Source organism: Jingyaoa shaoxingensis (assembly GCF_014385005.1).
GTDB lineage: Bacteria > Bacillota > Clostridia > Lachnospirales > Lachnospiraceae > Marvinbryantia > Marvinbryantia shaoxingensis.
Map to the genome: position 1 here is coordinate 143,501 of NZ_JACRSZ010000007.1, position 25,854 is coordinate 169,354.

At 44.7% G+C, this 25,854-nt stretch carries 21 protein-coding genes; 17 read left to right on the forward strand and 4 right to left on the reverse strand.

Translation table 11 applies throughout. From position 1 onward, the window contains the following. Nucleotides 1-53: 53 nt before the first annotated feature. The 6 genes from H8716_RS08570 to ppdK all read left to right on the forward strand — a co-directional run bounded on the left by H8716_RS08570 (nt 54) and on the right by ppdK (nt 9,862). The gene (locus H8716_RS08570; RefSeq protein ID WP_249308155.1) at nt 54-2,978 is read left to right on the forward strand and encodes an insulinase family protein; all 2,925 of its coding nucleotides are present in this window, start codon (nt 54-56) and stop codon (nt 2,976-2,978) included. A gap of 11 nt (nt 2,979-2,989) precedes the next feature. Further along, nucleotides 2,990-3,925 carry a GTPase Era gene (era, locus tag H8716_RS08575; protein WP_249308156.1) on the forward strand — a complete coding sequence of 312 codons (936 nt, stop codon included), beginning with the start codon at nt 2,990-2,992 and terminating at the stop codon, nt 3,923-3,925. A 2-nt stretch (nt 3,926-3,927) separates the two neighbouring features. Continuing rightward, nucleotides 3,928-4,671 carry a DNA repair protein RecO gene (recO, locus tag H8716_RS08580; RefSeq protein ID WP_249308157.1) on the forward strand — a complete coding sequence of 248 codons (744 nt, stop codon included), beginning with the start codon at nt 3,928-3,930 and terminating at the stop codon, nt 4,669-4,671. A 134-nt stretch (nt 4,672-4,805) separates the two neighbouring features. Further along, nucleotides 4,806-5,408 carry a hypothetical protein gene (locus H8716_RS08585; protein ID WP_249308158.1) on the forward strand — a complete coding sequence of 201 codons (603 nt, stop codon included), beginning with the start codon at nt 4,806-4,808 and terminating at the stop codon, nt 5,406-5,408. Between the two features lie 22 nt (nt 5,409-5,430). After that, entirely contained in the window at nt 5,431-6,828 is a 1,398-nt protein-coding gene (locus tag H8716_RS08590; protein ID WP_249308159.1) for a glycine--tRNA ligase, read from the forward strand. Nucleotides 6,829-7,237: 409 nt separating this feature from the next. Next, nucleotides 7,238-9,862, forward strand: coding sequence for a pyruvate, phosphate dikinase (gene ppdK, locus H8716_RS08595; protein ID WP_249308160.1), 2,625 nt, complete (start codon nt 7,238-7,240; stop codon nt 9,860-9,862). A 49-nt stretch (nt 9,863-9,911) separates the two neighbouring features. Here the strand turns inward: ppdK and H8716_RS08600 are convergent, their stop codons facing one another. Next, nucleotides 9,912-11,573, reverse strand: coding sequence for a diphosphate--fructose-6-phosphate 1-phosphotransferase (locus tag H8716_RS08600; protein WP_249308161.1), 1,662 nt, complete (start codon nt 11,571-11,573; stop codon nt 9,912-9,914). A gap of 344 nt (nt 11,574-11,917) precedes the next feature. Here H8716_RS08600 and H8716_RS08605 point away from each other — a divergent pair, with 344 nt between their 5' ends. The 3 genes from H8716_RS08605 to H8716_RS08615 all read left to right on the forward strand — a co-directional run bounded on the left by H8716_RS08605 (nt 11,918) and on the right by H8716_RS08615 (nt 14,996). Further along, nucleotides 11,918-13,162: a DNA polymerase Y family protein gene (locus H8716_RS08605; protein ID WP_249308162.1), complete on the forward strand. Its 1,245-nt coding sequence runs from the start codon at nt 11,918-11,920 to the stop codon at nt 13,160-13,162. 122 nt (nt 13,163-13,284) lie between these two features. Continuing rightward, nucleotides 13,285-14,277, forward strand: coding sequence for a helix-turn-helix domain-containing protein (locus H8716_RS08610; RefSeq protein ID WP_249308163.1), 993 nt, complete (start codon nt 13,285-13,287; stop codon nt 14,275-14,277). 14 nt (nt 14,278-14,291) lie between these two features. Further along, nucleotides 14,292-14,996, forward strand: coding sequence for a class I SAM-dependent DNA methyltransferase (locus H8716_RS08615; protein WP_249308164.1), 705 nt, complete (start codon nt 14,292-14,294; stop codon nt 14,994-14,996). 60 nt (nt 14,997-15,056) lie between these two features. Here H8716_RS08615 and H8716_RS08620 read toward each other — a convergent pair whose 3' ends face one another. Both H8716_RS08620 and H8716_RS08625 read right to left on the reverse strand, forming a co-directional pair. Beyond that, a complete protein-coding gene (locus tag H8716_RS08620) occupies nt 15,057-16,478 on the reverse strand; it encodes a four-carbon acid sugar kinase family protein (protein ID WP_249308165.1) in 1,422 nt (473 codons plus the stop codon). A gap of 13 nt (nt 16,479-16,491) precedes the next feature. After that, entirely contained in the window at nt 16,492-17,391 is a 900-nt protein-coding gene (locus tag H8716_RS08625; RefSeq protein WP_249308166.1) for an NAD(P)-binding domain-containing protein, read from the reverse strand. Between the two features lie 160 nt (nt 17,392-17,551). On the opposite strand from H8716_RS08625, the gene H8716_RS08630 reads away from it, so the two are divergent. From H8716_RS08630 to H8716_RS08645, 4 genes are all read left to right on the forward strand, one after another. After that, a complete protein-coding gene (locus H8716_RS08630; RefSeq protein ID WP_249308167.1) occupies nt 17,552-18,205 on the forward strand; it encodes a GntR family transcriptional regulator in 654 nt (217 codons plus the stop codon). A gap of 115 nt (nt 18,206-18,320) precedes the next feature. Then, complete coding sequence (spoIIID, locus tag H8716_RS08635) at nt 18,321-18,575, forward strand: sporulation transcriptional regulator SpoIIID (RefSeq protein ID WP_249308168.1); 255 nt, start codon at nt 18,321-18,323, stop codon at nt 18,573-18,575. A 97-nt stretch (nt 18,576-18,672) separates the two neighbouring features. After that, nucleotides 18,673-19,347, forward strand: a complete 675-nt coding sequence (locus H8716_RS08640) for an HAD family hydrolase (RefSeq protein WP_249308169.1) — start codon at nt 18,673-18,675, stop codon at nt 19,345-19,347. Between the two features lie 67 nt (nt 19,348-19,414). Then, nucleotides 19,415-20,110 (forward strand): flavodoxin family protein, encoded by a 696-nt coding sequence (locus H8716_RS08645; RefSeq protein WP_249308170.1) that lies wholly within the window; start codon nt 19,415-19,417, stop codon nt 20,108-20,110. Nucleotides 20,111-20,205: 95 nt separating this feature from the next. On the opposite strand, the gene bsh is transcribed toward H8716_RS08645, so the two are convergent. Continuing rightward, nucleotides 20,206-21,180 carry a choloylglycine hydrolase gene (gene bsh, locus H8716_RS08650; RefSeq protein WP_249308171.1) on the reverse strand — a complete coding sequence of 325 codons (975 nt, stop codon included), beginning with the start codon at nt 21,178-21,180 and terminating at the stop codon, nt 20,206-20,208. A 313-nt stretch (nt 21,181-21,493) separates the two neighbouring features. Between bsh and H8716_RS08655 the strand changes: the two genes are divergently transcribed. The 4 genes from H8716_RS08655 to H8716_RS08670 all read left to right on the forward strand — a co-directional run bounded on the left by H8716_RS08655 (nt 21,494) and on the right by H8716_RS08670 (nt 25,786). After that, a complete protein-coding gene (locus H8716_RS08655) occupies nt 21,494-22,453 on the forward strand; it encodes an ABC transporter substrate-binding protein (protein WP_249308172.1) in 960 nt (319 codons plus the stop codon). A 14-nt stretch (nt 22,454-22,467) separates the two neighbouring features. Further along, nucleotides 22,468-23,856, forward strand: a complete 1,389-nt coding sequence (locus tag H8716_RS08660; RefSeq protein WP_249308173.1) for an alanine/glycine:cation symporter family protein — start codon at nt 22,468-22,470, stop codon at nt 23,854-23,856. Beyond that, nucleotides 23,853-25,208: a sodium-dependent transporter gene (locus H8716_RS08665; RefSeq protein ID WP_249308174.1), complete on the forward strand. Its 1,356-nt coding sequence runs from the start codon at nt 23,853-23,855 to the stop codon at nt 25,206-25,208. The genes H8716_RS08660 and H8716_RS08665 overlap by 4 nt, the downstream gene beginning before the upstream one ends. A gap of 62 nt (nt 25,209-25,270) precedes the next feature. Further along, entirely contained in the window at nt 25,271-25,786 is a 516-nt protein-coding gene (locus H8716_RS08670) for a DNA-deoxyinosine glycosylase (protein ID WP_249308175.1), read from the forward strand. Nucleotides 25,787-25,854 lie beyond the last annotated feature (68 nt).

The following is a 25,854-nucleotide window of genomic DNA, read 5'->3' on the forward strand; positions in this document are numbered from 1 at the left end:
TATAATAGACTGCAAGGGCTTTTAGCCTACAGTTTAAGATCGGAGGCACAGGCATGTTTCGTAGTTTGCCACAATATGATGTAATCAAAACAGAAGAGATCCCGGATATCAAATCCACCGGAACCCTGCTGGTTCATAAAAAGAGCGGGGCGCGGGTAATGATTCTGGAAAATGAAGATGAAAATAAAGTATTTAATATTGCATTCCGCACACCACCTGCAGACAGTACCGGTGTAGCCCATATTCTGGAGCACAGTGTATTATGCGGAAGCAAGAAGTTCCCGTCCAAGGATCCGTTTGTGGAACTGGCAAAAGGTTCCCTGAATACCTTTTTAAACGCCATGACTTATCCAGATAAGACCATGTATCCAATTGCCAGCTGCAATATGCAGGATTTCTGTAATCTTATGGAAGTCTATGTGGATGCCGTTTTCTATCCGAATATTTATCAAAAAGAAGAGATCTTCCGACAGGAAGGATGGAGCTACGTTCTGGAAAAACCGGAAGATGAGATCGTCTATAACGGTGTTGTATATAATGAGATGAAGGGTGCATTTTCTTCACCGGATGATGTGCTGGATCGCGAGATCCTGAACTCGCTTTACCCGGATACTCCATATGGTATTGAGTCTGGCGGTGATCCGAAGAACATCCCGGATCTGACTTATGAGGAATTTCTGGCATTTCATAAGAAATACTACCATCCATCTAACAGCTATGTTTACCTGTATGGTGATATGGATATGGAAGAACGACTGGCCTGGCTGGACAGCGAATATTTAAGTAAATTCGATGCGGACCATGTGGATTCTGAGATCCGTCAGCAGCCGGCATTCGCAGAAGTAAAAGAACTGGAAAAGACCTATTCCATTTCCAATATGGAGGAGGAAGCAGATAATACATTTCTGGCATATAACTGGTCTGTGGGAGATGTGTTGGACGCAGACCTTTCAGCAGCCATGTCTATTGTAGAATATGTATTGCTGGAAGCACCGGGAGCACCACTGAAGCAGGCACTTCTGGATGCAGAGATTGGCAAAGACGTAGAAGGCAGCTATGACAGCGGTGTACGCCAGCCATATTTTTCTGTGATTGCCAAGAACAGCAATCCGGACCAGAAAGAACAGTTTGTCCACATTATACGCACGGTATTACAGGAGCAGGTGGAAAAAGGTCTGGAAGAGCGATCCCTTCTGGCTGGTATTAACAATCTGGAATTCAAGCTACGTGAGGCAGACTTTGGACATTTCCCAAAGGGGCTGATGTACGGCATCGATGCTTTTGACAGCTGGCTGTATGATGAGAATGAGCCATTCCTCTATCTGAAGCAGATCCAGAGCTGTGATTTCTTAAAGAGCAAACTGGGTACAGGCTATTATGAAGAACTGATTCGGAAGTATCTTCTGGACAACAGTCACGCATCCTTAATTGTCATGAAGCCGGAAAAAGGGCTGACAGTCAAAGAAGAAGAACGTGTCAGAGAAAAACTGGCGGCTTATAAGGCATCTCTGTCAGAAGAAGAGATTCAGAAGATGATCGAGAAGACCGGAAAGCTGCGCATTTTCCAGGAGACTCCGTCAACCAAAGAAGAACTGGAGAAGATACCGCTTCTGCAGCTTTCTGATATACGCAAAGAGATCGCACCACTGTATAATCAGCCGATTGATGTGGATGGCACATTGCTTTTGTATCACGAACTGGATACCAACGGCATTGCTTACCTGAATGTGATGTTTGATGCGAAGGGCTTAACACCGCAGCAGTTATCTTATCTTGGAATTTTAAAATGCGTTTTGGGTATGGTGGACACAGAACATTATGACTTCCATGAATTGAGCAATGAGATCAATATTCAGTCCGGTGGAATTTATCCGGTATCCGATGTATTTGCAGACTTTGCAAAGCCGGGAGAATATGCGGCGGCTTTTGAAATGAAGGCAAAAGTATTATATGACAAGATTGATTTTGCCTTTGATATGATCGAAGAGATTCTCTTTACCTCCAGTATGGAGAAAGAAAAACGGCTCTACGAGATCCTGGCACGGTTAAAATCCCGTCTTCAGGTAAGACTCACAAGCGCAGGACACTCCACGGCAGCCACCAGAGCCATGGCACATTTTTCACCGGTTTCTGCATTCAATGAACGTACCGGTGGAGTGGCACTGTACGGACTGGTAGAATCCATCGAGACACATTTTGAGGATAAAAAAGGCGAACTTGTGGACAATCTGAAAAATCTGCTTTCCACCCTGATGGTACAGGAAGGACTGATGGTCAGTCTGACCTCTGAAAAAGAAATAGTGGAAAAAGTAAAGAGCCGGATGCGAAGCTTAAAAGCCAGACTGCCACATCGTGCCGAAAAAGAACAGACACAGGAAAGTATTCTGATCCCACAGTCTAACGAAGGTCTGATGACTGCATCTCAGGTGCAGTATGTAGCACTGGCTGGTAACTTCCGTCAATATGGCTGCGAATACAATGGAGCACTGCGCATTCTGCGCACCATTATGGGATATGAATACCTGTGGACCAATATCCGTGTACAGGGCGGTGCCTACGGATGTATGAGTGGATTTGGCAAGACTGGAGATACCTATCTGGTATCTTACCGGGATCCGAATCTGGGACGTACTCTGGATATATACAAAGGAATCAGAGAATATCTGAAGAACTTTACTGTAGATGACAGAGATATGTGCAAATATATCATCGGAACCATCAGCGAATGTGATACGCCGATGAATCCGGCGGCAAAGGGCAGCCGGTCCTTAAATGCATGGATGAGCCATGTGACAGAAGAAGAATTGCAAAAAGAGCGTGACCAGATCCTTTCTGCAGACCAGAACAGTATCCGTGCGCTGGAGCCACTGCTTCAGGCAGTGCTGGATCACGGTAACATCTGTGTCATTGGAGGAGAAGAAAAGATACAGTCTGAAAAGGAACTTTTTGAACAGGTAAGACCTTTGATTCGTGGATAAAAGGAGCATACATGAATATAAATTTAGATGAATTAAGAAACACACCTCAGAAAAAATCAGGTTTTGTGACACTGATTGGCCGTCCGAATGTGGGAAAATCCACACTGATGAATCATCTGATCGGACAGAAGATCGCGATCACATCCAACAAGCCACAGACCACACGTAACAGGATACAGACCGTATACACGGATGAACGCGGGCAGATTGTATTTCTGGATACACCGGGTATCCACAAGGCGAAAAATAAGCTGGGTGAATACATGGTGAATGTGGCAGAGCGTACCCTGAATGAGGTAGATGTAATTCTCTGGCTGGTAGAACCAAGTACCTTTATCGGGGCAGGGGAGCGTCATATTGTAGAGCAGTTAAAGAAAACGAAGACACCGGTGATCCTGATTATCAATAAGGTGGATACGGTAGATAAAAAAGAAATCATCAAATACATGGATACTTACCGGAAGGTTTATAATTTTGCAGAGATTATTCCGGTATCTGCGCTGCGGGCACAGAATCTGGATTCTGTTCTGGATATGATTTTCAAATATCTGCCATACGGACCGATGTTCTATGATGAAGATACCATTACCGATCAGCCACAGAGACAGATTGTGGCTGAGATGATCCGCGAAAAGGCATTGCGCTGCCTGGATGAGGAGATCCCCCATGGAATTGCAGTGGCCATTGATCAGATGAAGGAACGAAAAGACAGCGGAATGTTTGATATTGACGCCACCATCATCTGTGAGCGGGATTCGCACAAAGGCATTATCATTGGCAAGGGCGGTTCTATGTTAAAGAGAATCGGTTCTGAAGCAAGAAGAGATATTGAAAACATGCTGGAAGCCAAGGTTAATCTGCAGATCTGGGTAAAGGTGAAGAAAGACTGGCGTGACAGCGATTTCCTGATGAAGAACTTTGGTTATGACAAGAAGGACATTCAGTAAGCATGAGTGACAGAATCACACTGACCGGAATGGTATTATCCGCATTACCGATAGGGGAATATGACAAACGAATTGTTTTGCTGACGAAGGAACGAGGCAAGATCAGTGGTTTTGCCAAAGGCGCACGCAGACAGAACAGTCCCATGATGGCGGCTGCCAATCCATTTTGTTATGGGACTTTTGAATGCTTTGAAGGAAGAACATCTTACAATATCTATCAGGCGCAGATCGACCAGTATTTTGAGAAGCTTTCACTGGATTTTGAAAGTGCCTATTATGGCATGTATTTTCTGGAATTCGCAGATTATTATGCGAGAGAAAATAACGATGAAAAAGAGCTACTAAAGCTGCTGTATGTGACCCTGCGTGCACTGGAGCATGGACGGGTGGACCGGAAGCTAATCCGTTACATTTACGAGCTGCGTGCCATGGTGATCAACGGAGAATACCCGGAGAGCTTTTTCTGCGTCAGTTGTGGATCAGGGGAGCACCTGTGCGGATACTCAGATGAGAAAAACGGGGTAATCTGTCAGAACTGTCTGCCACACACGAGGGGAAAAAGACTGCTGGAGTCAACCATATACGCGATGCAGTATGTGACGGCAGCACCACTGGAGAAACTGTATACATTCACACTATCCCCGGAGGTAGAGCGTGAATTTACATCCATGCAGGAAAGATTTCGCCGGAAGATGATTGACAGAGACTTTAAAACACTGGAAATTTTAAACACTTTACGGATTTAGCAGTTGAAAACAGGGCATGTTCTTAGTATAATTGAAATTGTATGATTTTGACTCGTAACTGTGAGGGTACTGAACAGTTATGATTTTGATTTGTAATGCAGGAAGGGGAAGTCCTGCATTTTGGAGGGCAGTCAATGAAAAGGGGTTACTTATTAGCCACGTTACTGGGATTTTGCTGTTTCCTGACAGGGTGCAGCATACTGGAAGGTTTTTCGCCGGAAGTGACAGGAGTATCCGTCAGCAGGAACGGCACGGTTACAGAAGTTGTAAGGGAAAGTTTTGACGCTTCTTATTACAGTGAAGAAGAACTGAAAAGTGCTGTTGAAAATGAGATCACAGATTATAACAGCAGCCATGGCGACAAGGCTGTGAAAAAGAAGAGTCTGGAAGTCAAAGACGGAGAGGCACAGATGCGTCTGGTGTATGATTCTTATCAGGATTATGCCGGCTTCAATCATGTGGACTTCTATGTAGGAGACATTAACGGGGCCATTCAGGCAGGATATGCCTTTGAGGGAAGCTTTCTTCCGGTCAGTGACGGGAAGGCAGCAGAAGGCAGCAATGTGTGGGGATCCAGTCTGATGAGCGGTACGAATTATAAGACCGTAGTAGTAAGTGAAGCATTGCTGGTGGATGTACCGGGCAAGATCTGCTATGTTAGTGACGGAGTGAAGGTGACTGGCAAGTCAGAGGCGGTAACAGAAGACAGCAATGTTGCTTATATTCTTTATGAATAATAAAAAAGTGAGGAGAAATGATATGGAAAAGACAATGGACAAAATTGTTGCGCTGGCAAAATCAAGAGGATTCGTGTATCCGGGATCTGAAATCTACGGAGGACTGGCAAATACATGGGATTATGGCAATCTTGGTGTGGAATTAAAAAATAACGTGAAACGTGCATGGTGGCAGAAGTTTGTTCAGGAGAACCCATATAATGTCGGTGTAGACTGTGCAATCCTGATGAACCCACAGACATGGGTAGCATCTGGACATCTTGGTGGATTTGCAGATCCTCTGATGGATTGTAAAGAGTGTCACGAACGTTTCCGTGCAGACAAGCTGATCGAAGATTATAGTGAAGAACATGATATTACACTGGAAAAGCCAATCGATGCATACTCTCAGGAAGAGATGAAGAATTTTATTGATGAACATAATGTATGCTGTCCAAGCTGTGGCAAGCATAATTTTACTGACATCCGTCAGTTCAATCTGATGTTCAAGACTTTTCAGGGTGTAACAGAAGATGCCAAGAATACCGTATACTTAAGACCTGAGACAGCACAGGGTATTTTCGTAAACTTTAAGAATGTACAGAGAACATCCAGAAAGAAGATTCCATTTGGTATCGGACAGATTGGTAAGTCTTTCCGTAATGAAATCACACCTGGTAACTTTACATTCCGTACACGTGAGTTTGAACAGATGGAACTGGAATTCTTCTGTGAACCGGGTACAGACCTTGACTGGTTCCACTACTGGAGATCTTTCTGTATCAACTGGCTGCAGACTCTTGGTATCAAAGAAGATGAGATGAGAGCAAGAGATCATGCACCGGAAGAACTTTGCTTCTACAGCAAGGGTACTACAGATATTGAATTCCTCTTCCCATTCGGATGGGGCGAACTGTGGGGTATCGCAGACAGAACAGATTATGACCTTACTCAGCATCAGAATGTATCTGGTCAGGATATGACATATTTTGACGATGAAAAGCATGAAAAATATATTCCATACGTTGTTGAACCATCTCTTGGTGCTGACCGTGTGGTTCTGGCATTCCTTTGCAGCGCATACGATGAAGAAAATATTGGTACAGAAGAGAAACCAGACATGAGAACGGTATTACATTTCCATCCGGCACTGGCTCCTGTTAAGATCGGTGTTCTTCCACTGTCCAAGAAGCTGAATGAAGGCGCAGAAAAGGTATTTGCTCAGTTATCCAAGAAATACAACTGCGAATTCGATGACCGTGGAAACATCGGAAAACGTTACCGCCGTCAGGATGAGATCGGTACACCATTCTGTGTAACATACGATTTCGAATCCGAGACAGACGGTGCAGTCACCATCCGTGATCGTGATACCATGGAACAGGTTCGTGTGAAGATCGACGAACTGGATGCATACTTTGCAGACAAATTTACATTTTAATGATACAGACCGGCATTCTCTTCTGGAGTGTCGGTCTTTTTCAGTTCAGGTGAAATAGCCTTTTGAATATTTTTCGATTATTTGTGATACATTTGTCTGATTGTGCAATATATAATACAAAACAGTGTTAAAAATATAACGATATATACAAAAACACGGTAAACAGATCGAAAAACAGGAAAAATAATCAAAAATATGACTAAAAAATAAAAGTAATACTTGACTAATTTGTTTAATATGTTATTCTAATTATGTGCAGCTACAACAGGGTAGTCAATCACACCGGGAAAATGACCGGTGTTTTTTGCGCTTAAAAGTTTCTATTTTTATGAAGACCTGTTATAGCAAGGAAATATGGCTGTGTGGGAGCAGCCCTATTTTAGCAATTCAGATTAGGAGGAATTTGAGTATGACAAAATGGGTTTATTTGTTCAAAGAAGGTAATGCGGATATGAGAAACCTTCTTGGAGGAAAGGGTGCGAATCTGGCCGAGATGACCAACTTGGGACTTCCTGTGCCGCAGGGATTCACGATCACAACTGAGGCATGTACCCAGTATTACGAAGATGGTCAGAAAATTAACGATGAGATTCAGGGTCAGATTATGGAATACATCGAGAAGATGGAAGAGATCACAGGAAAGAAGTTTGGGGATAAGGAGAATCCATTGCTGGTATCTGTCAGATCCGGAGCAAGAGCATCTATGCCGGGTATGATGGATACCATTTTGAATCTTGGACTGAATGAAGAAGTAGTAGAAGTACTGGCTGATAAGTCAGGTAATCCAAGATGGGCCTGGGACTGCTACCGCAGATTTATCCAGATGTTCTCTGACGTTGTTATGGAAGTAGGAAAGAAGTACTTTGAAGAGCTGATTGATAAGATGAAGCTGGCCAAAGGTGTGACACAGGACGTAGAACTGACAGCAGAAGACCTAAAAGAGCTGGCTAATCAGTTCAAGGCAGAGTACAAAGAGAAGATCGGCGCAGACTTCCCGACAGACCCGAAGGTTCAGCTCATGGAAGCCATCAAAGCCGTATTCCGTTCCTGGGACAATCCTCGTGCCAATGTATACCGTCGTGACAACGATATTCCATATTCCTGGGGAACCGCTGTAAATGTACAGATGATGGCATTTGGAAACATGGGTGAGACATCCGGAACAGGTGTAGCATTTACCCGTGACCCTGCTACAGGAGAAAAGCACCTGATGGGTGAATTCCTGATGAACGCTCAGGGTGAAGACGTAGTTGCAGGTGTGAGAACACCTCAGAGAATTGACCAGTTAAAAGAAGTAATGCCGGAAGTATACGATCAGTTTACCAAGATCTGTGCGACACTGGAAGATCATTACCGTGATATGCAGGATATGGAGTTTACTATTGAAGACAGAAAGCTGTACATGCTGCAGACACGTAACGGCAAGAGGACAGCCCAGGCAGCTCTGAAGATTGCCTGCGATCTGGTAGATGAAGGCATGATCACAGAACAGAAGGCAGTAGCCATGATCGATCCAAGAAACCTGGATACACTACTTCATCCACAGTTTGACAAGACAGCCCTGGTTAAGGCTGTTCCGGTTGCAAAAGCACTGGGAGCATCACCGGGAGCAGCATGCGGACAGATTGTATTTACAGCAGATGATGCAAAAGAATGGCATGCAATGGGCAAAAAAGTGGTTCTGGTTCGTCTTGAGACGTCACCGGAAGATATCGAAGGTATGAAGGCTTCCCAGGGTATTCTGACCGTTCGTGGCGGTATGACCAGCCATGCAGCAGTAGTAGCACGTGGCATGGGAACCTGCTGCGTATCCGGATGTGGTGACATCCATATGGACGAAGCTAACAAGAAGTTCACACTGGCAGGAAAAGAATACCATGAAGGAGACTGGATCTCCATCGACGGTTCCACCGGTAATATCTATGATGGTGTCATCAAGACCGTAGACGCTACCATTGCCGGAGAATTCGGACGTATCATGGGATGGGCTGATAAGTATAGAAAACTGAAAGTAAGAACCAATGCAGATACACCTGCAGATGCTAAGAAAGCAAGAGAACTGGGAGCAGAAGGAATCGGACTTTGCCGTACCGAGCATATGTTCTTTGAAGGAGACAGAATCGATGCATTCCGTGAGATGATCTGCTCCGATACCGTAGAAGAAAGAGAAGCAGCACTGGAAAAGATCCTTCCGGTTCAGCAGAGTGACTTTGAGAAGCTTTACGAAGCACTGGAAGGCAACCCGGTAACCATCCGTTTCCTGGATCCGCCTCTGCATGAATTCGTACCACAGACAGACGAAGATATCCAGAAGCTGGCTGAGTCACAGGGCAAGAGCGTGGATCAGATCAAGGGCATCATTGATTCCCTGCATGAATTCAACCCAATGATGGGACATCGTGGAGTTCGTCTGGCAGTTACTTATCCGGAGATCGCCAAGATGCAGACAAGAGCTGTCATCCGTGCAGCTATCAATGTGAAGAAGAAACATCCAGACTGGAAGATCTGTCCGGAAATCATGATTCCACTGATTGGTGATGACAAAGAGCTTCGTTTTGTAAAGAAGACTGTTGTAGATACTGCCAATGAGGAGATCGCAGCAGCAGGCGCAGATCTGAAGTATCAGGTAGGTACCATGATCGAGATTCCTCGTGCAGCTCTGACAGCAGATGAGATCGCAAAAGATGCGGACTTCTTCTGTTTCGGAACCAACGACCTGACACAGATGACCTTTGGATTCTCCCGTGATGATGCAGGTAAGTTCCTGGAAGCATATTACGAGAGAAAGATCTTCGAAAACGACCCATTTGCAAAACTTGACCAGAATGGTGTTGGCAAGCTGATGGAGATGGCGATTCAGCTTGGTAAGGGAGAGAACCCGAACCTGCATATCGGCATCTGCGGCGAACACGGCGGCGATCCGTCATCCGTAGAATTCTGCCACAAGATCGGACTGGATTATGTATCCTGCTCACCGTTCAGAGTGCCAATCGCAAGACTTGCAGCAGCACAGGCTGCTATTGCGGAGATGTAAAAATAAGCCCCGGGAAAATTATCCCGGGGCTAAAATTATGTCTAAATATTTATTTCTGATGTTCCAACGCCAGTGTGATGGTTGTAATATCGCACACTTCTGTTGGTCCGTAGTACTGAATAGCACCTGGATATACGAAGCAGGTATTCTTAGCCCATTCTTCGCGGTGAGCTTCGAAGTACTTGAATGGTGCGCCGTCCAGTTCAACAAGAGCTTTTTTGATAACCGGTTTGTCTTCGCCATGTCTTCTTTCGATGTTCATCATCTTGGTGATTGGCATACCACCTGCAACCCATTCGCTTGCCGGTGCAGACAGGTTCGATACTTTGGAAAGGTATCCGTTGTAACCATACTGAATCAGCATGAATGCATTGTATCCAAGGGAGTAGCAGTAGTCTGCATCGAAGTTAGATGGGAATGCACATCTTCCTTCGTATCCAAGGAAATGATGAAGGGCACTGAACTTGCCGTTGTATGTACCTGCAGCTCTTCTTGCATCCAGTTTATCTTTTACCAGAGCGGAGAACAGCTTTTCTGATTCGATCAGAGATACCTGTACGTTTCCGTGTGGGTCTCTTTCCAGGAACAGCTGCTGCTGAATAGCCTGTGGGAGAATAGCAAATACAGCCATGGATTCCTTTGTCAGACCTTTTTCGATAAATGCATATTTGTCAGCCCATGTAGGCAGTGCATTGAATTCATCAGCCTTGCTTCCTGCAAGCAGTTCGTTGATTTCCTGAATCAGTACGGAGAATTCCGGAACGAATTCTACAACCCCTTCCGGGATGATAGCAACACCGAAGTTCATGCCGTTAGCGGATCTTTCTGCAACAGAATCAGCAATGTAATCAGCGATCTGGGACAGAGACATCTTCTTTTCTGCAACTTCTTCAGAAATCAGGCAGATATTTGGCTGAGTCTTCAGAGCACATTCCAGAGCAACGTGGGAAGCAGAACGTCCCATTACTTTAATGAAGTGCCAGTACTTCTTAGCAGAGTTACAGTCTCTCTCGATATTACCGATCAGTTCGCTGTAAGTTTTGGTAGCGGTATCGAAACCGAAAGAGCATTCGATATCTTCATTCTTTAAGTCACCGTCGATGGTCTTCGGGCATCCGATAACCTGAACACCGGTATTGTGAGCTGCAAAATATTCAGCCAGAACAGCAGCGTTTGTATTGGAATCGTCACCACCGATGATTACGATAGCAGTGATACCATGCTTCTTGCATACTTCAGAAGCAATTGCAAACTGTTCTTCTGTTTCCAGTTTGGTTCTTCCGGAACCGATGATATCAAAACCACCTGTATTACGGAATTCATTAATATATTCGTCATCAAAGATCAGATATTTGTCTTCGATCAGTCCGCTTGGGCCGCCCTTGAAACCGTACAGTACGTTTTCTGGATTGGTAGCCTTTAATGCATCATACAGACCACATACAACGTTGTGTCCGCCTGGTGCCTGTCCACCGGAAAGGATGACACCAACAACCTGCTTTTTAGAAGCAGAAGTGTTCTGGCCTTTTTCAAAAGTGATCTCTGGTTTTCCATAGGTATTTGGGAAAAGAGCCTTGATCTTATCCTGATCAGCTACGCTCTGAGTCGCTTCTCCCTCTTTTACACAGATATCTGCAATGCCGTGTCTCAGCATTCCAGGAAGCTTTGGAGAATACTCATATCTTGCTTTCTGAAGCGGTGAAATATTCATTTTTTCAATCTCCTTTTTATGTATATTTTTACATACATTCAAATTCTAATACATTTCTGTAAAAAAGTAAACTATTTATATCAAACAAAGAATAAGAATATGCAAAATGTGTCACAAATTTTCTTCTGTCTGATAGTCTGGGATCAGAATAGACAAACGAAAAAATCGCATTGACAGAAAAATAGACATATGATATATGAGAATGATTAGCATTCACTAACCAATGAATTTAAAAATGATTGTGGCAGATTGATCTAAGAAACATATTGTTCAAATGAAGGAAAAAAACTATAATAATTATGAAGGTTAATTCAATATCAATGACAGCAATTAGAGGATAGATTATGCAGCGTTTGATTTTTCATGTGGATGTAAACAGTGCTTTCCTTTCCTGGGAAGCAACAAAAAGAGTAAAACAAGGACTGCCGGACCTGCGGGAGATTCCATCCTGCATCGGCGGTGACCCGAAGAAGAGAACAGGGATTGTAGTGGCAAAGTCCATCCCTGCAAAAAAATATGGGGTTCAGACCGGGGAACCGGTGGGGCTTGCTTTGCAGAAGTGCCCGAATCTGGTGTGTGTACCGTCTGATTTTGCACTGTATGATCGTTGTTCTAAGGCTTTTAAAAGTATCTGTGCATGCTATGCACCGGTAATGGAGTCTTTTTCCATTGATGAGGTATTTCTGGATATGACCGGAACCGGGCAGATTTATCCGGATCCAATCGCAACGGCATGTGAGATCAAAGACCGGATTTACCGGGAACTGGGATTTACAGTAAATGTAGGAATATCCACGAACAAGCTTCTGGCAAAGATGGCATCCGATTTTGAAAAGCCCAATAAGGTACATACGCTATATCCAGAAGAAGTGCCACAAAAGATGTGGCCGTTGCCGGTGCGTGACTTGCTGTTTCTGGGAAAGGCATCGGAGAAAAAGTTGATACAGAATGGGATCCATACCATCGGTGATCTGGCACAGGCAAATGAAAAAGAAATTCAGATGCTACTGGGAGAAAAGTCCGGACATCAGTTGTATCTGTCAGCCAATGGTATGGATGATTCCCCGGTAAAAGCACAGCGGGAGGAGGCAAAGGGCATCAGCGTGGAGACTACTTTTGACGAGGATATTGTATCTTATGAACAGATTTTTCCGATTCTGCTCAGTCAGTGTGATATTGTGGCGGCAAGAATGCGAAGAGAAGGCAAGAAGTGTAACTGCGTGGCAGTGTCCTTCCGCACACTGGAATTTAAGAACAAGTCTCATCAGCGTAAGCTGGATAATCCTACTGATGTAACAGATGAGATCTACCAGAATGTAAAACGATTGTTTCAGGAATCCTGGAGTGGTCAGCCGCTGCGCCTTATAGGAGTGGCACTGACCGGACTGACAGAAGACGGTTTCGTACAGATGTCACTGTTTGAAGATCCGAAAAAGCGGGAACAGCAGAAAAAGCTGGATGAAGCCATGGATAATATTCGAAAGAAGTTTGGCAATGATAAGATCAGCCGCGCCAGTACCATGAATGTATCAGAAAGGATTGCAAGAAAGGCAAAGGCACAGATGGAGAACGGCAGAGAGAAAAAGTGATGAAATGCCGTGAAACCGTCGGTTGCAACCATCAGTTGACAGATTTCCAGCCTGAAATGGTGGTCTGCAACCGGGAAAATGGGTAGTATATATGCATAAAAAAGTGCATGGAGGATATGTGTATGATCTTATCAGAGAAGATTACAGAAGAACGAAAAAAGAATGGCTGGTCGCAGGAAGAACTGGCAGAGAAATTATCGGTATCCAGACAGGCGGTATCTAAATGGGAAAGTGCACAGTCGACCCCGGATCTGCAGAAGATCATCCGTCTGGCAGAATTGTTTGAAGTCAGTACAGATTATCTGCTTCGTGACGAAATCATATCGGAGCAGTATATGGTTAAACCGGAATATAAGGAAGAAAAGGCATCGATTCACAGTGTGTCTATGGAAGAAGCCAATGCGTTCCTGAATTGGAAAAGGAAGCGGGCACCGATGATGGCAGGGGCAGTGGCGCTTTGTATCCTGAGTCCTGTGTTGTTGATTTTCCTGGCGGGTCTTTCAGATTCTCATATCTGGGGACTGAGTGAAAATATGGCATGCGGAGTGGGACTTACCGTACTGATGCTGATGGTGGCGGGTGCAGTCTTTATTTTCATCTCAGGAGGTCTTCAGGGAAAAACATATGAATATCTGGAGACGGAGCAGATCGAGACGGCCTATGGAGTGTCCGGGCTGGTGAAGGAAAAGAAAAAAGAATATGAAAGTGTTTATTTAAAAGGAATTGCCATAGGAGTAGTGTTGTGTATACTGGCAGTGATTCCGCTGTTTATGGTAATGGCTATGGAAGCCCCGGATTATATCGTGACAGCCAGTGTGTCAGTTTTACTGATGCTGGTTGCAGCCGGAGTCTATTTGATCATCCATGTCAGCACAGTCAGAGGCGGCTATGATATGCTGCTGCAGGAAGGGGACTATTCTTTGAAAGAAAAGAAATACAAAGAAAAAATCAATATCTTTTCAACCGTATATTGGTGCACGGCAACTGCCATCTATCTTGGATGGAGTTTCTGGACACAGAGATGGGATTTTACCTGGCTGGTATGGCCAGTGGCAGGGGTAATGTTTGGTGCAGTGTCAGCAGTAGCCAAAATACTGGTAAAAGATGAAAGATAGAAGAGGAAAACGAGATGTACAGTGATATTTTCAGCAGGGTATATGACGCCTTCGGATGGAATTACTACCCGGAGAGTTTTGCACAATTATTGTTGCGTTGGATAGAAGAGATGGAGATAAAGGTAAAAAGTATGCTGGATCTTGGCTGTGGCACCGGCGTGCTTTGCGGTATTATGCAGGAGCATAGTATCAGTACCCACGGAATGGATCTTTCTACTGGCATGATTGCCATGGCGAAGGAGAAGTATCCTAATATTCCATTTGATGTAGGGAATATGGTGACCTGGAAGCCGGAAAATACCTATGATCTGGTAACCAGTACCTGCGATGCCCTGAATCACATTTTAGACCAGGAGGATGTGAAGAAGGTGTTCCGGAATGTGTATTCTTATGTGAATGCAGGCGGATCTTTCCTGTTTGACTTGCTTCGGGAAGGAGAAGCAGAAGAGTGCGAGCCGGTAGATCTTGGAGAACTGGATGGAAAACGGCTGCAGTTCCAGATATATCATCCGGGAGAAAATCTGGTGACACTGCAGACAGATCTGTTTGATGGTGAGACCCTGGTGAATACCGAGAAGATTCAGGAACGGCTCTATGATCCAGAGTGGATTATGACGGAACTGAAAAAAGCAGGTTTTTCAGAAGTACAGTGTACCGACCAGTTATTGAAAGAACATGACAGTCATGCGGCTACGTGGTTCATGATTGCGAGAAAATAGAATGGCGCCTGTCCGGGTGAAAAGTCTTTCATCAGGGCAGGCGCGTTTTACATAGGTGAATTAAGGTAACAGGATCTCCACCGCTTCCAGGAGAGTAGTGCGTTCACCTACATTTCCTGGAAAAATGACGTAAGGAATCTGCGGGAACTTGCTGTCATTACCGGTCTGCCATACCGGGATGCCTGGACGGATCTGTCCCAGGACTCTGGCTTTTTTTACACCCAGTGCCTTGGTACCCACATCACTGGAGGTGATGCCGCCTTTGGCAATGACGAAGGAAGGAGTGACGGTCAGACGTCCAACCAGAGACTGTACTGCATCAGAGATATGTACAGACAGACGCAGTTCGTCTTCTTTATTTCCGGTATCTGCGGTGATGAGGGCACGGGAGGTATAGCAGCAGACCGTTTTGCCTTTCTTCAGATATTGTTCTTCCAGAGAAAGGCATCTTTTTACCTCTTTTTCAAATTTTTCAGTATCTCTCACCAGAGCAGCGTTCAATTCCAGAAATATAATATCCGGAAGTTTTTTCAGTTCTTCCAGCTGTTGGGTAGTTTTGTCGGTGTGGGAACCGATGACAATAACGCCTCCGGCAGAGGAATCTTTCGTGACCATTTTTTCGCGGGAAAGCAGAGGCTGATCCGTGATACCACCGAGCACTTTTACAATCGAGGCAGCACTGCGCAGCAGGAATAATTTGCCCTTTCCCATGGCACGGTAAAGTGCAATACAGAAAACTTTCAGGTCTACATAGTCCACTGCATTTACAATGACCTTTTGAAAACGATCCACAGACAGAAGCTGCTTTTCGATGGCATCCAGATTCAGGCTGCGCAGATCATCCAGCGAGATGCAGACAACATCGGATGCGGCAAAGGTCCCTTTTGTTTTTTCTTCAATATAATCTGGTAAAGTGGCAGCAGTGTATCCAAAAGTAGAGTCTTTGGCAAATTCGGTCTCATTAGCAGGAACCAGCTCATTTCCGTATTTGACATAATGGACATTGCCGATGGTAAAACGTCCGCCCTCTTTAAAGAACGGGCAGAGAATTTCGCCGTGTATGGTTTTACCGGTATAATGTTCATAGCTTTCACGCAGCAGTTCCGGTTCCAGAGGATAGTGTCCACGCAGGGTAGAATCACTGCGGCTGATAAAGAGATAATCCTTATGCAGCTCTTTTGCCACAGAATCCACAGTCTCAGCGATCTGTTTGTGGACAAGTGTAGTTTCTTCCTGAGTCAGACCACGGGAGTTGGTCAGAATATAAAACAGTGGTTCTGGTTCCTGAAATCCCTGTAAAATGGAATCTCTGTCCCAGTTGGTAAAAACAGAGATATCATGTACGGTCTGGACACCTGTGGGATCGTCATCCAGTACTACAAACTTCCGGTGATTTTTCGCAATCTCTTTATGAAGCAGAAGGTCGATGGCTGTTTCATCTACAACGGGTAATGTCTGAAAAAAATCGGTTGATAATGTCATGGCGGTATTCCTCCTATTCCTTGTATTTCTCTGGGCTGCATACAGTGACATCTGCCAGATCCTCGAAATACTGGACAATACCACTGTGATCATCACGGATGTGACCGTGTACCTTTAAGTACTGCATAATCTCATATAACTGTGCGGAGTATGGAACCGGAACATCCAATTCATGGGCTGCATTCAGTACATTTTTCATATCTTTTTGGTTAATGACCAGTGTCCCGCCCGGAGTGAAATCACGGCTGAGGATCTTCGGTGCTTTCATATCCAGAACGGTACTTCCTGCCAGACCGCCCCGGATGGCCTGATAGACCTTTTCCGGATCCGCCCCGGCTTTAGCTGCAAGAACAAAGGCTTCTGAGATAGCAGCTATTGTGTTGTTTACGATGATCTGGTTGGCAAGCTTGGTAACGCTGCCGCTTCCCGGACCGCCGATGAGAAGGGCAGAAGATCCCAGTATGGAAAAATAAGGCTGCATTTTTTCAAACACTTCAGGTTCACCGCCGGCCATAATGGCCAGTGTTGCGTTGACTGCACCTGGTTCCCCTCCGGATACCGGTGCATCCAGAAAATCTACGCCGATGGATTTTAACTGTTCATAGCATTCTCTGGATTCGCCTGGTGTAACAGAACTCATATCGCACACAATGGAACCTTTCTGAATGGTGGAAGCAACACCATCCTGACCAAATAAAATAGATTTGGAAATAGCGCCGCTTGGCACCATCAGAATGATACGTTCGCATTGTGCACCGATTTCTGCATAAGTGCCTTCCGTGGCACCGTAGGCTGTGACTTCTGCAACTGCGTCTTTATTCAGGTCTGCAACCATCAGATCCATTCCTGCTTTTAATAAGTTCTTTGCCATTGGGCGTCCCATAATACCCAGTCCGATAAATCCTGTTTTCATTTGAAAAACACCTTCCTTTTTGTGTATGTGCGGTTGATCATGTTTCTTACCTTTATCATACAGTATACCGGTATACCGGTCAAGAGGGAAAATGAATTTTTGACAGAAAAAATAGGATATTGTATGATAGTAATCAGGATGAAGAAAAAGGAGAAGTGCGATGAAACCGTTAAATGAACAGGCGTATGATCACTTACAGAAGCTGATTACCGACGGGCAGCTCTCTTATCATGAGATATATTCTGAAACAAAGCTGGCAAAGGAACTGGGAATCTCCCGGACTCCCTTCCGGGATGCCATTCACCGTCTGGCACAGGAAGGCTATATTGATATTATTCCTAGCAAGGGATTTCGGCTACACCAGATTACAGAGCGGGATGTAATTGAGACGTTTCAGATTCGTACCGCACTGGAGACTTACTGTACCATGCAGATTGCCAGGGATGTGAAAGAAAAAAACAATGCGAATCTGAGACCTTTTTTTAAAGAACTGGACTGGCTGATGGAGAATATGAAGGAAGTCATGGAGAATGACCAGGGAATCGATGAGTTCTGTGAATATGATTTCCGGTTCCACAGAAAGATTATCGACTATCTGGAAAATGAACAGTTTTCCTCTGTATTTGCATCTTTTCTGTACCGGATGAAGCGCCTGGCGAAACTGTCCCTTCAGCATGAGGGGAGAATGGCACAGACGGTGGAAGAACATCAGGCAATTCTGGATGCCATGAAGAACGGAGATACAGAGCATATCTATGAGATCACCATGGTTCACATGGATCGGCCAAGAGGAATTAATCTGGAAGATCTGTGAGTAAGCCAGTGGGGATGGAGTTAATGGCTCATTCTCATTGATTTTTTTACAAAATAGCATACTTATATTTTCGCTTTGCATACACTGTAAAAACAACATCTCTGGAGGCTTATCCGTGAAAGATTATATCGAGGAACGGGCAGTGGAGATCGGAACTTACATTGTAGAGACGAATGCGACAGTACGCCAGACAGCAAAAAAATTCGGAGTCAGTAAGTCAACCGTACATAAAGATATCACAGAACGACTTCCGCAAGTCAATCATGCACTGGCATTGTGTGCGAGGAAGGTGCTGGATGTGAATAAGTCGGAGCGACATATTCGAGGGGGACTGGCTACTCGCGAGAAGTACCTGCACAGGCATATCTGAAATAAGAGGAAGATACTGAACAGATACGAAGGAATGTACAGATCTGGGAAAGTATGATAAAATGACTCCATTCGTGAAGAAACGTGGAGGAAGAAAGATGTACCAGATTGTACTGTTTGATTTAGATGGAACACTGACAGATTCAGGCCTTGGGATTACCAATGCAGTGGCATATGCATTGGAGAAGTTTGGAATTCATGAGGAAGATCATTCCAAACTGAATGTATTTGTGGGTCCGCCGCTGAAGGATTCTTTTGCCAGGTATTACGGATTATCTTCGGAGGAATGTGAACGGGGGATTACCTACTATCGGGAATATTATCAGGACAAGGGACTTCTTGAAAATGAAGTCTATCCGGGAATTCCAGGGCTTTTAAAGTATTTAAAGGAGACAGGCAGAAAGGTGATACTGGCTACATCGAAGCCAGAATTTTTTACCAGCCAGATCATGGAGCATTTTCATCTGGATCAATATTTTGACCTGATTACCGGTGCAAGTATGGATGAGAAGCGGGTGGAGAAAGCAGATGTGATCCGTTATGCACTGGAAAAGGCTGGTATTACAGATGTGACCAATACTGTGATGGTTGGTGACAGGGAATATGACATTCTGGGAGCTAAAGAAAATGGGCTGGATTCCATTGGTGTTCTGTATGGTTATGGCAGCAGGGAAGAACTGGAGGCAGCCGGCGCAGGACAGATTGCAGAGACAGTAGAGGAATTGTGGAAGATATTACGTCAAAATTCCGTCACTAAAGGCAATTTCACTTGAATTTTGGTTTGGTATCGGTGAAGGAATTGAATAGATACGAAATACAAATAATTGCAGGAGATGGAAGATGAAAACAGTTATTATACATGGACAAAATCACAAGGGCTCCACTTATCATATTGCCCGTATGCTGGCAGATAAAGTGGGCGGAGAGGTGACGGAATTCTTTCTGCCAAGAGATTTCTCAGACTTCTGCATAGGATGTGCACAGTGCTTTGAAAAAGCAGCAGAAAAATGTCCTCATTATGAAGTACAGCAGAAAATTCTACATGTGATGGATGAGGCAGACCTGATCATACTTGCAAGTCCGGTCTATGTCTATCATGTGTCTGCACCAATGAAAAATTTTCTGGATCATCAGGGACATAGATGGATGGTGCACAGACCTAAGCCTGAGATGTTCAGAAAGCAGGCGGTATGCGTATCCACAGCAGCCGGTGCAGGAATGAAAAGCACGAACAAGGACATGGCAGACAGCCTGTTTTTCTGGGGTGTGGCAAAGACATATAAGATGGGATATGCAGTCAGAGCTATTGATTGGAAACATGTGCCAGAGAAAACGAAACAGGCAATTGAGAAAGAAACTACAAAAGCAGCAAATCAGATTCGAAAAAAGAATGGAAAAGTAACACCGGGACTGAAGACAAAAGCATTCTTTTACGCAATGCGGTTTGTCCAGAAAAAGATTGGCTGGAACAAGGCGGATGCAGACTATTGGAACGAATGTGGATGGACAGGAAAAAAACGTCCATGGAAATCATAAACAGGAAGAAGGAGCGAAACAGTTCGAAATAGTTCGCTCCTTTTTTTGAACCAGAAGGGAGAGGAAAAAAGCCACTTTTCCACATCCCCATTGGCTTAGTTTTGCATATGAATCTGCTCCCCGTTGATCAGCGGATACCGTGTCAGTGTATCCCCATCCAGGTTTTCCCGATACATGTTTACGCCGGAAAGCTGGTGATTTTCATAAGTGGTATAGTAGTAGATTCCGGTGTCTGCACTGCAGCAGGAGGTGTAGAGTGTGATTTCATATTTGCCGTTAGCTACTTCGCAGCAGCCCCGCTGCTGATCTACAGATCCCAGGATATGGAAGAACTGGCTGACGCTCTCGTTCTCAGAATTTCCGGATCGGGAGTTCAACTTTGTAAATGCCACACGGACGAAGCGGGATGCAGAGGATAGATCGCCCGGAAGTCCCAGAGCGCCCATGCCACGGCTGTAGGACTGCAGATTCAGATCCTGTGAAAATGTATTTTCCGGCTGCTTTGGTGACAAATGCATAAAATCATTTAAGTGGAATAGCTGTTTGTCAAAAGGAGGATTGTTGGTCAATACGCCTACCGGATTGTCATAAATATGCAGACCATCTGCCATACATTCTACGGTGAGAGAGCCGGTTTTGTCGGCAATCAGCCAGTGAAGCTGAGCGGTAGGAAGCTGTGGGCTGAACGGTGTTCCTACCAGATTCATACGGCTCAGAAGTTTTTTCGCTTCTTCAAGTGTAGCACACTGGCACAGAATCCATGGAATGAATTCAAACTGGGCTACGTTGTTACGGGTATCATCCACTTCCTGAAAAACGGCATTCCCCACAAAATTCAGTCCAGCCATCCCCAGTCCTTTTTCATTCATAGCATCATAATAAAGCGGATAATCTCCTGCCACATGTGCCATACCGATCATGGCATAGTGGGAAGAAACAGATCCCATGTGACGGAACTGAAATTCATAATTCCTTGGTGTTACGGTAATCTCATCCCCGTAAGAAAATTCATAATCCAGAGTTCGCCCCATATAGAATCCCTTTGTCTGATAAGTTGCTGCTGTACACATAATCATCATCTCCTGTAAATATTGTCAGATAAAACGATATTCTGAACCAGAAGGGACAGGAAAAAAGCCACTTTTCTCCGTCCCCAATGGCTGTTTTTTATTGTTTCACAATATAGCCATTTTAAACCAGAAAAAGATGATAGTAAAATGAAATATTTATAAAATCAGAAGAGTTTCTTACTTAATAATACGAAAACTTACTTCTATTTCTATCACAGATGGAGAAAATGTGTTATACTTTTATAACGATATGAATGCGAAGCACGGAACAATCCGTAAGGCATTAAAAAAGAGAAGGGGGAGAGAAGGCAGGATGAACAGAAAATGGAGAAAAACAGCATTGGCAGGACTGACAGCAGCCGGTATGATGGCTTCTGCTGTTTCTGCAGAAGATAGTTCTTATAAGATTGGTATTTGTCAGTTGACACAGCATGAGGCACTGGAGCAGGCCACAAAGGGCTTCCAGGATTATGTTTCGGAAAAGTTGGGAGACCGGGTGACCTTTGATGTGCAGAATGCATCTGGGGAAGTATCCAACTGTGTTACAGTGATCAATGCATTTGTTTCAGAAGATGTAGATCTGATACTGGCAAATTCCACTCCGGTACTTCAGGCGGCAGCATCCGCTACTGATACCATTCCGGTTCTGGGAACGTCGGTAACAGATTATCCGGCAGCATTGGATCTGGAGGAATGGAACGGTGTGGCAGGAACGAATGTATCGGGAACATCCGACTGTGCACCACTGCAGCAGCAGGCTGAGATGATCGTGGAACTGATTCCGGATGCAAAGGAGATTGGCATTTTATATTGTTCCGCAGAGCCAAATTCCAGATATCAGACAGATATCATCAAGTCCAGTCTGGAAGAACTTGGATGCAGTGCAGAGGTGAAAGAATACACCTTTACCGGAACGGATGATATTGCAGCAGTTACCACTACAGCTGCGGAAAACTGTGACGTGATCTACATCCCAACGGACAATACGGCGGCAAGTAACGCAGAACTGATCAACAACATCTGTGAGCCGGCAGGTGTACCGGTCATCTGCGGAGAAAAAGGTGTCTGTGAAGGATGTGGAATTGCCACACTGACTATTGACTATTATGAACTTGGTCAGATCACCGGTGAGATGGCTGTGGATGTACTGGAAGAAGGCACCGATATTTCACAGATGGCAGTCCGTCAGGCGGAGCAGGTGAAGAAATGTTATGTGCCGGAACGGTGTGAAAAGCTTGGCATCACCATTCCGGATGACTATGAAAAATTATAAAATGGAGGAAGTGAATGGTTAAATTAATCGAAGGAGTCTACTCCTTTTTATGGGGAGATCTCCTGCGTATTCCAATCGGTGGAAGTACCCTGGGAATTTCACTGCTGGTCATTTTGTTGATTCCGGCGGGTATTTATTTTACGATCCGAACCAGATGTCTGCCGATCCGGTTATTCCCGGATATGATCCAGGCATTGGGGGAGAAGAATAAGACAAAAGGGAGTCTGTCATCCTGGCAGACTCTGATTGTGTCAACGGCGACCAGAGTTGGCATGGGAAATCTGGTAGGTGTGGTTGCTGCCATATCCGCAGGAGGCGCAGGTGCAGTATTTTGGATGTGGGTAACAGCTATTTTAGGATCATCCACCGCATTTATCGAAGCTACGCTGGCACAGATGTATAAAGAAAAGGATCCACTATATGGTGGATACCGCGGCGGACCGGCTTATTATATCCATAGTTTGTCAGAACGCATTCATAAGAAAAAAATGCGTCATTCCGTAATAGCGGTTTTATTTGCGCTGTCTGGGCTGATTTGCTGGTTTGGTATCAGCCAGGTAGTCAGTAATTCAGTCAGCTCTGCATTTTATAACGCATTTCAGATACCGACCATTGTCACAACTGTTGTTCTGGTTGTGCTGGCAGCGCTGATCGTACTAAGAAAAAATGCAACGGTGAAAGTGCTGGATATCATGGTTCCGATCATGGCGGTTTGTTATTTTGTGCTGACTATTGTGATTATCTGCCTGAATATCACAGAATTGCCAACGGTGTTCAAACACATTTTCCAGGAAGCCTTTGGTGTACGACAGGCCGTAGCAGGTGGATTTGGAACGGTATTGATGAACGGAGTCAAGAGAGGACTGTTTTCCAATGAAGCTGGTTCTGGTTCCGCACCATGTGCCGCTGCAGCAGCGGAATCTTCCGATCCTGTCAAGGTAGGTCTGGTGCAGGCTCTTGGAGTGTTTATTGATACCATTGTGATCTGCAGCTGTACGGCCATGCTGATGCTGCTTGTCCCGGAAGACATTTCTGCGGGACTACAGGGAATGGATCTGCTGCAATGTGCTATGAATTATCATTTGGGAAGCTTTGGCGTGATTTTCATTGCTATCACCCTGGCCTTATTCAGCTTTTCCACATTTATAGGCATTTTATTTTATGCCAGATCCAATGTCTCTTATTTATTCGGAGATAAGTGGTGTTGGCAGACGGGCTATAAAGTGCTGGCATTGGTGATGTTATTCATCGGTGGAATCCAGGCTTATACAATAGTATGGGATCTGGGAGACGTGGGCATCGGTCTGATGACCATATTTAATCTGATGGCGTTGTACCCATTATCCAGGGAAGCCCTTCAGGGATTAAAGGAATATGAAAAGAAAAAGAGAGGAAAGAGATGAAACGAGAGGGATTTAAGTCAAGACTTGGATTTATTCTGGTCAGCGCAGGATGTGCGATTGGAATCGGAAATATATGGCGTTTCCCGTATGTAGTTGGACAAAATGGAGGAGGATTATTCGTACTGTTGTACCTGATCTTCCTGTTTATCATGGGAGTGCCGGTACTGACTATGGAATTGGCTGTTGGACGAGGCAGCCGTAAGAGTGCCGTACTGGCCTATAAGAAACTGGAAAAACCGGGCAGTAAGTGGCATATTCACGGATGGTTCTGTATGTTGGGCTGTTATATGCTGATGATGTATTACACCACCGTATCTGGATGGATGCTCAGTTATTTCTTTAAATTTGCAGCAGGTGTCTTCCCGGCGGGCATGAGTGCAGATGCGGTAGGCGGAGTATTTAGTAATCTGCTGGCGTCTCCGCTGGAGATGGCAGGCTGGATGGCTGTAACGGTAGTGCTGGGATTCGTAGTCTGCAGTCAGGGACTTCAGAATGGTATTGAAAAAATCAGTAAAATCATGATGATGGTACTGTTGGTATTGATTCTGGTACTGGCGGTACACAGCGGTATGCTTCCTGGAGCAAAAGAGGGAATCAGCTTTTACCTGGTACCAAGCCTGGATAAAGTCAGAGAAGTAGGATTTGGCAAAGTCATTACAGCGGCGATGAATCAGTCCTTCTTTACCTTAAGCCTTGGTATTGCAGCCATGGAGATCTTCGGAAGTTACATGGGAAAAGAGCGCTCTCTTCCGGGTGAAGCAGTACGGATCAGTTTGCTGGATACTTTTGTAGCGATTATGGCAGGACTGATTATCTTTCCGGCATGCTTCTCCTTTGGGGTACAGCCGGATGCAGGTCCATCCCTGATCTTTGTGACTCTGCCAAATGTATTTGTCAATATGGCAGGCGGAAGAATCTGGGGAACCTTATTCTTCCTGTTTATGACATTTGCAAGTTTTTCAACTGTTATGGCAGTATTTGAAAATATTATTTCCTTCTGGGTAGATATGTTCGGAATGGAGAGAAGGAAAGCAGTGCTGATCAATGGAGTGATTATTCTGATTGCCAGTCTGCCATGTGTATTCGGTTATAATATCTGGAGTGATCTGCATCTGATCGGAGGCAGAGATGTGTTGGATTCCGAAGACTTTATTGTAAGTAATCTGTTGCTGCCGATCGGCTCTCTGATTTATCTGTTATTCTGTGTGACAAAATACGGATGGGGATTTGATAATTACATGAAAGAATGTAACGAAGGCGAAGGACTGAAGTTCGGCAAGTTTTTAAAACCATACTTTCAGTTTGTACTGCCGATACTGATATTGATTCTGGTAATCCAGGGATTGGTGTAAACACAGATAAGAGAATAAATCTGTATGGAACGCGGATGATCGTGGAAAAGGAAAAAGGAAACATGGAGAAAGAACAGTATACACATGTGAGACATGAATTTAATCCGGTATTTGACAGTACATCCCGGATACTCATTCTGGGAACCTTGCCATCTGTGAAATCACGTGAACAGAACTTTTATTATGGACATCCCCAGAACCGGTTCTGGAAGCTGCTTGCACGGATCTGCGAGAGTAAAAAAGTGCCGGAGACCATAGAAGAAAAGAAAGCATTTTTGCTGGCAAATCATATCGCAGTCTGGGATGTAATTGCAGAGTGTGATATCATTGGTTCCAGTGACAGTTCGATCAAAAATGTGGTTCCGGCAGATCTGAACCGAATTCTGGAGCATGCACCGATTCAGCAGATCTATGGAAATGGCGGAAAATCCTATGAGCTATATCAGAAGTACTCTTATCCACAGATACAGCGAAAAATGATTAAGCTGCCATCTACCAGTCCGGCCAATGCGGCCTGGCAAATGGATCGACTGGCATCAGAGTGGGGACAGATAAGGGAGATACTTTATAAAATATAGAAGAGGAATAAGAGAAGTCATGAATATCCATGCGCAGGCACAGGGATGTTCATGGCTTTTTGAATCGG

Excerpts from the sequence above, each read along its gene's own strand:
- H8716_RS08570 (WP_249308155.1), top strand. The coding sequence starts at position 54 with ATGTTTCGTAGTTTGCCACAATATGATGTAATCAAAACAGAAGAGATC.
- era (WP_249308156.1), top strand. The coding sequence starts at position 2,990 with ATGAATATAAATTTAGATGAATTAAGAAACACACCTCAGAAAAAATCA.
- recO (WP_249308157.1), top strand. The coding sequence starts at position 3,928 with ATGAGTGACAGAATCACACTGACCGGAATGGTATTATCCGCATTACCG.
- H8716_RS08585 (WP_249308158.1), top strand. The coding sequence starts at position 4,806 with ATGAAAAGGGGTTACTTATTAGCCACGTTACTGGGATTTTGCTGTTTC.
- H8716_RS08590 (WP_249308159.1), top strand. The coding sequence starts at position 5,431 with ATGGAAAAGACAATGGACAAAATTGTTGCGCTGGCAAAATCAAGAGGA.
- ppdK (WP_249308160.1), top strand. The coding sequence starts at position 7,238 with ATGACAAAATGGGTTTATTTGTTCAAAGAAGGTAATGCGGATATGAGA.
- H8716_RS08600 (WP_249308161.1), bottom strand. The coding sequence starts at position 11,573 with ATGAATATTTCACCGCTTCAGAAAGCAAGATATGAGTATTCTCCAAAG.
- H8716_RS08605 (WP_249308162.1), top strand. The coding sequence starts at position 11,918 with ATGCAGCGTTTGATTTTTCATGTGGATGTAAACAGTGCTTTCCTTTCC.
- H8716_RS08610 (WP_249308163.1), top strand. The coding sequence starts at position 13,285 with ATGATCTTATCAGAGAAGATTACAGAAGAACGAAAAAAGAATGGCTGG.
- H8716_RS08615 (WP_249308164.1), top strand. The coding sequence starts at position 14,292 with ATGTACAGTGATATTTTCAGCAGGGTATATGACGCCTTCGGATGGAAT.
- H8716_RS08620 (WP_249308165.1), bottom strand. The coding sequence starts at position 16,478 with ATGACATTATCAACCGATTTTTTTCAGACATTACCCGTTGTAGATGAA.
- H8716_RS08625 (WP_249308166.1), bottom strand. The coding sequence starts at position 17,391 with ATGAAAACAGGATTTATCGGACTGGGTATTATGGGACGCCCAATGGCA.
- H8716_RS08630 (WP_249308167.1), top strand. The coding sequence starts at position 17,552 with ATGAAACCGTTAAATGAACAGGCGTATGATCACTTACAGAAGCTGATT.
- H8716_RS08640 (WP_249308169.1), top strand. The coding sequence starts at position 18,673 with ATGTACCAGATTGTACTGTTTGATTTAGATGGAACACTGACAGATTCA.
- H8716_RS08645 (WP_249308170.1), top strand. The coding sequence starts at position 19,415 with ATGAAAACAGTTATTATACATGGACAAAATCACAAGGGCTCCACTTAT.
- bsh (WP_249308171.1), bottom strand. The coding sequence starts at position 21,180 with ATGTGTACAGCAGCAACTTATCAGACAAAGGGATTCTATATGGGGCGA.
- H8716_RS08655 (WP_249308172.1), top strand. The coding sequence starts at position 21,494 with ATGAACAGAAAATGGAGAAAAACAGCATTGGCAGGACTGACAGCAGCC.
- H8716_RS08660 (WP_249308173.1), top strand. The coding sequence starts at position 22,468 with ATGGTTAAATTAATCGAAGGAGTCTACTCCTTTTTATGGGGAGATCTC.
- H8716_RS08665 (WP_249308174.1), top strand. The coding sequence starts at position 23,853 with ATGAAACGAGAGGGATTTAAGTCAAGACTTGGATTTATTCTGGTCAGC.
- H8716_RS08670 (WP_249308175.1), top strand. The coding sequence starts at position 25,271 with ATGGAGAAAGAACAGTATACACATGTGAGACATGAATTTAATCCGGTA.